Annotated in this window: 4 protein-coding genes; 1 reads left to right on the top strand and 3 read right to left on the bottom strand. The window is 45.0% G+C overall.

The features are described from left to right. Positions 1 to 45: 45 nt before the first annotated feature. From pyrI to argF, 3 genes are all read right to left on the bottom strand, one after another. Positions 46 to 510 (bottom strand): aspartate carbamoyltransferase regulatory subunit, encoded by a 465-nt coding sequence (gene pyrI, locus ACRC27_RS07390; protein WP_438623654.1) that lies wholly within the window; start codon positions 508 to 510, stop codon positions 46 to 48. A gap of 121 nt (positions 511 to 631) precedes the next feature. After that, positions 632 to 1576, bottom strand: a complete 945-nt coding sequence (gene pyrB / locus ACRC27_RS07395; protein ID WP_438623653.1) for an aspartate carbamoyltransferase — start codon at positions 1574 to 1576, stop codon at positions 632 to 634. A gap of 331 nt (positions 1577 to 1907) precedes the next feature. Then, the gene (argF, locus tag ACRC27_RS07400; RefSeq protein WP_438634210.1) at positions 1908 to 2912 is read right to left on the bottom strand and encodes an ornithine carbamoyltransferase; all 1005 of its coding nucleotides are present in this window, start codon (positions 2910 to 2912) and stop codon (positions 1908 to 1910) included. Between the two features lie 187 nt (positions 2913 to 3099). Here argF and rraB point away from each other — a divergent pair, with 187 nt between their 5' ends. Continuing rightward, the gene (gene rraB / locus ACRC27_RS07405; RefSeq protein WP_438630534.1) at positions 3100 to 3531 is read left to right on the top strand and encodes a ribonuclease E inhibitor RraB; all 432 of its coding nucleotides are present in this window, start codon (positions 3100 to 3102) and stop codon (positions 3529 to 3531) included. Positions 3532 to 4360 lie beyond the last annotated feature (829 nt).

A 4360-nucleotide genomic window follows, 5' to 3' on the forward strand; every position in this document is an offset into this window, starting at 1 on the left:
AACCCAGCTTCCAGTGTAACAGCCTGTATGTGAGCTGACCGAGCCTTAAGATTGTTCGGTAACGACATCACTGGCGAACACTTTCTCGCAATATTTGCATTTTAACAGGATGTTTCCCTGCTGCTTGCGTACGCTAAAACCGGAGTTAATCGGTTCACTGTGGCTGATACAATTACTGTTTGGGCAACTGAGTACCCGCTCAATAAATTCAGGCAGCATTGGTTTTAACTTACGTACCACCTGATAATTTTCTATCTGATTGACGCTGGCATCCGGTGCGTAGATAGCCAATTGATTGGCCTGATCTTCGGTTAGGAAAATATTCTCAATTTTGATTAGATCTTTTTGGCCAAGTGCCGCAGAAGGTAGGTTTAAACCTACGGTGATCCGCTGGTGGGTTTGAGAAAACTTAAACAAACTTAAGATCTTTATACCAATTTGGGCGGGAATATGATCGATGACCGTGCCGTTTTTAATAGCTTCAACTTGTAATTTATTTTCGCGATCCATAATCATCTGCTCCTTGTCTTCGCAATTTATTGCCGTGCATATCAGTTTTTTGTATGCCAACCGGCCAGTATCTGGTCAGCCTATCGGATAAGGGGTTACCCCTAATCAGAGTTTCCCATCATCACTCAATTGCTGGCACAAGCTCGGCATTTAGTACCAGTGCTAACAGGGCTTGTCGGGCATACACACCGTTATCGGCTTGCTGGAAGTAGTACGCATGCGGCGTAGCATCAACATCAACGGTAATCTCATCGATACGTGGCAGTGGATGCAGGATCTTCATGTTGCTTTTGGCATCGTGCAGTTCAGCAGCAGTCAGCACAAATTGTGATTTTAAGTTGGCATATTCTGAGGGATCAAAACGCTCTTTCTGTACCCGTGTCATGTACAGAATATCGATAAACGGCATCACCTCTTCAATGCTTGGGTGCACGCTATAAGTAATTCCCTGAGCGTCGAGCTCTTCGAGGATATAGTCGGGCATGGCCAGCGCATCAGGTGCGATAAAGTAGAAGCGGTTGGCATTGAATTTCGCCAATGCTTGCGTGAGTGAGTGTACGGTTCGGCCATATTTCAGATCGCCCACCATCGCGATACTGATGTTATCCAAGCGCCCTTGTGTTTCGCGGATAGTGAACAAATCGAGCAGTGTTTGGCTTGGGTGCTGATTTGCGCCATCACCGGCGTTGAATACCGGGATCCCGTTGGAAAACTCAGAAGCCAAACGTGCTGCACCCTCTTGCGGATGTCGCATCACAATGGCATCGACATAGTTACTGATAACGCGAATAGAGTCAGATAAGCTTTCACCTTTTTTACCCAGAGAGGTGTTGTTGCTGTCAGAGAACCCAATCACATCGCCGCCAAGACGTTGGATGGCGGTTTCAAAAGAGAGGCGGGTACGGGTTGAGGCTTCAAAAAAACAGCTGGCCACCACTTTACGCTTGAGCAGTTCAGGCTGCGGAGTGGCCTTTAATTGCGCGGCAGTATCCACCACTAATTCCAGCTCTTCTCGAGTAAATTCAGGAATGGATATGATGTGTTTGCGATAAAGCGGGTTAGCCATGGTGCGATCCTCTGCATCCGGTAAAGGTGAATAGGGCGATGTGCGGTGTAGCTCCGCGCAATCGCTCCCCGAGCGTGTAGATAAAGGTTGTGGCGAAAAAAAAGCCCCTTCATTAAGGGGCTTTTTTCATCGTGCGAATGATAGGGAAAACACTGACAGCCGCGGCTGGCGCGGTCTTGTGGCTCAGTATCACGAAAGATCGTTGCATTGGCGATAGTGTCCTGTCATACGCAGCGTAAAATTCACTGCGCGAATTATACGCCATTTTATATCGCCTGCAATACGCCTGCGGTTGTATACAGCGTCAGGGGTTAACCGTTTGCGTATGGTGTTATGCGCCGAGTGTTGCAACCATGACCGCTTTGATGGTGTGCATCCGGTTTTCTGCTTCATCAAACACAATAGAGTGAGCTGACTCAAATACCTCGTGGGTCACCTCTAGCCCCTCCATGCCATATTGTGCGCTGATTTTCTTCCCAATAGCCGTTTGAGTATCGTGATAAGCCGGCAAGCAGTGCATAAATTTGACCTGTGGGTTGCCGGTCAGCTTAAGGGTATTCATATTGATCTGATAGGGTTTAAGTGCAGAGATTCGCTCTGCCCAGACGCTTTCAGGTTCGCCCATAGAAACCCAGACATCGGTATAGATAAAATCAACGCCCTGTACGCCTTCGGCCACCTCTTCGGTCAGGGTGAGTTTTGCGCCAGTGCTGGCGGCAATCGCCTGACATTGTGCCACCAGAGCCTCTTCCGGCCAGTAGGCTTTGGGCGCAACTAAGCGCAAATCAAGGCCCATTAATGCTGCGCCTTCAAGCAGCGAGTTACCCATGTTGTTACGGGCATCACCCAGATAGGCCAGTTTCATTTCAGTGAGTGGTTTTCCTTGCCCATGTTCGAGCATGGTCAGAAAATCGGCCAGAATTTGAGTGGGGTGGAAGCTGTCGGTCAGGCCATTCCAGACCGGTACGCCGGCATAACGGGCGAGTTCGTCAACGGTATGCTGAGCAAACCCACGATACTGAATGCCATCGTACATGCGGCCCAGTACCCGTGCGGTATCTGCCATTGACTCTTTCTCACCAATTTGTGAACCAGAAGGGCCAAGATAGGTGACATGCGCCCCTTGATCGAAGGCGGCTACCTCAAAGGCACAGCGGGTACGGGTTGAGGTTTTTTCAAAGATTAGGGCGATATTCTTACCGCGTAAGCGCGGTTGCTCGTAACCTCCATACTTTGCCTTTTTTAGCTCACCGGCCAAGTCGAGAAGGAAGTGGATCTCTTTTGGCGTAAAATCAGTGAGTTTCAGTAGGTTTCTGTGACGTAAGTTAAAAGCCATGAATTCATCCTTGTTTGCATGTCTATCTTTAGTTAATGGTTTAATTTGACTGCTTATTCAATTTATTTGAGTTTTTATCCATTATCAAGAGGCGCGTGGCATTTATATTAATTAATGAAACAGCAGTGGTGAGTGTAGTGTGAGTGTGTGACAATAAGCAGGAATAATTCAACTCTCTGGAGGCTATATGGCAAACCGTGAATTTCTGGAAGCCCAGCAGGAAGAAACTCGACTGATTATTAGTGAACTGTTGGAAGATGGCAGTGATCCGGAGGCGCTTTATACCATTGAGCACCATTTCTCAGCCGAGCAGTTCGAAGATTTAGAAAAAGCTGCTGTTGAAGCATTTAAAATGAGCTATGAAGTGAGCGATGCCGAAGAGCTGGAAGTTGAAGACGGTTCTGTACTGGTATGCTGCGATATGAGCTGCGAAGTTCCGCTGAAAGCTGAGCTGATTGATGCGCAGGTTGAGCAACTGGTAAAACTGGCTGAAAAATGTGGTGTGAACTACGATGGCTGGGGCACCTACTTTGAAGATCCGGATGCTGAAGACGAAGATTTCGACGACGACGAAGATGAAGATGAAGACGCTGATGATGCAGCGCCAACGCGTCATTAATCGGGTGTTGTGGTGCTGATGATCATGTCAGTGCTGTAGTATTAGTATCACGAATATGAAAAGTGCAGTCTTCTTAAATGAGAAGGCTGCATTTTTTTTGTTATTTTTTTATTGCTATAATTTTCATTTTAAATAATCATATTTAAATATGATTGTCATGATTTTATATTTTCTATTGATGCTGCAGCGTTAATTAACCTTTTGGATTTGTGCTTTTATAATAATCAAACATGAAAATGTTTTTATTGTGATTTTAACGTAATCTCCCCTCTCATTGTTTATCCAGTAATCTAGTCTTGTTTTTTAATTTATTGTTTTTTTATTACTTTTGTTTTTAATAAACAATACGTGTTAAATATAAATTATCGGGTTTTATTGCGATGAACACTTCGCCATTCACTAAATGGAATGTAGTATTCATTTTATTTGCTGTAATAATTTCACACATTTAGACATAATTCTACCGCTGCGCTGATAACAATTATTATATTCAACTTATATAAAAATACTTCTTTGTTCTATCCCCTTTGAAATGGAAAGTGGAATAACTCATGTAAGTAATGGTGTTTAAAAGCCAATGCGCTACCAAGTGGGGCAGTGGGTTTTGATATTTACATATTTATTCTGTGACGAATTATCTACTTTTCTAGGCTCGAATTACTACTATTATGAAAACGACTCAATTAACGACAACACCCAATCGTGCTGTTGCATTAATGGCGTGGGCAAATATCGCTGTTCAAGCGTTATTACCGATATCGCTTAGCCTCTCTCCTGTAGTTTATGCGTCGGTAGCCGAGAGCAAACTGCGCACTGATTCACTGGTTGT

It is taken from the genome of Plesiomonas sp., from assembly GCF_051650925.1.
Lineage (GTDB): Bacteria > Pseudomonadota > Gammaproteobacteria > Enterobacterales > CAMTGL01 > Plesiomonas.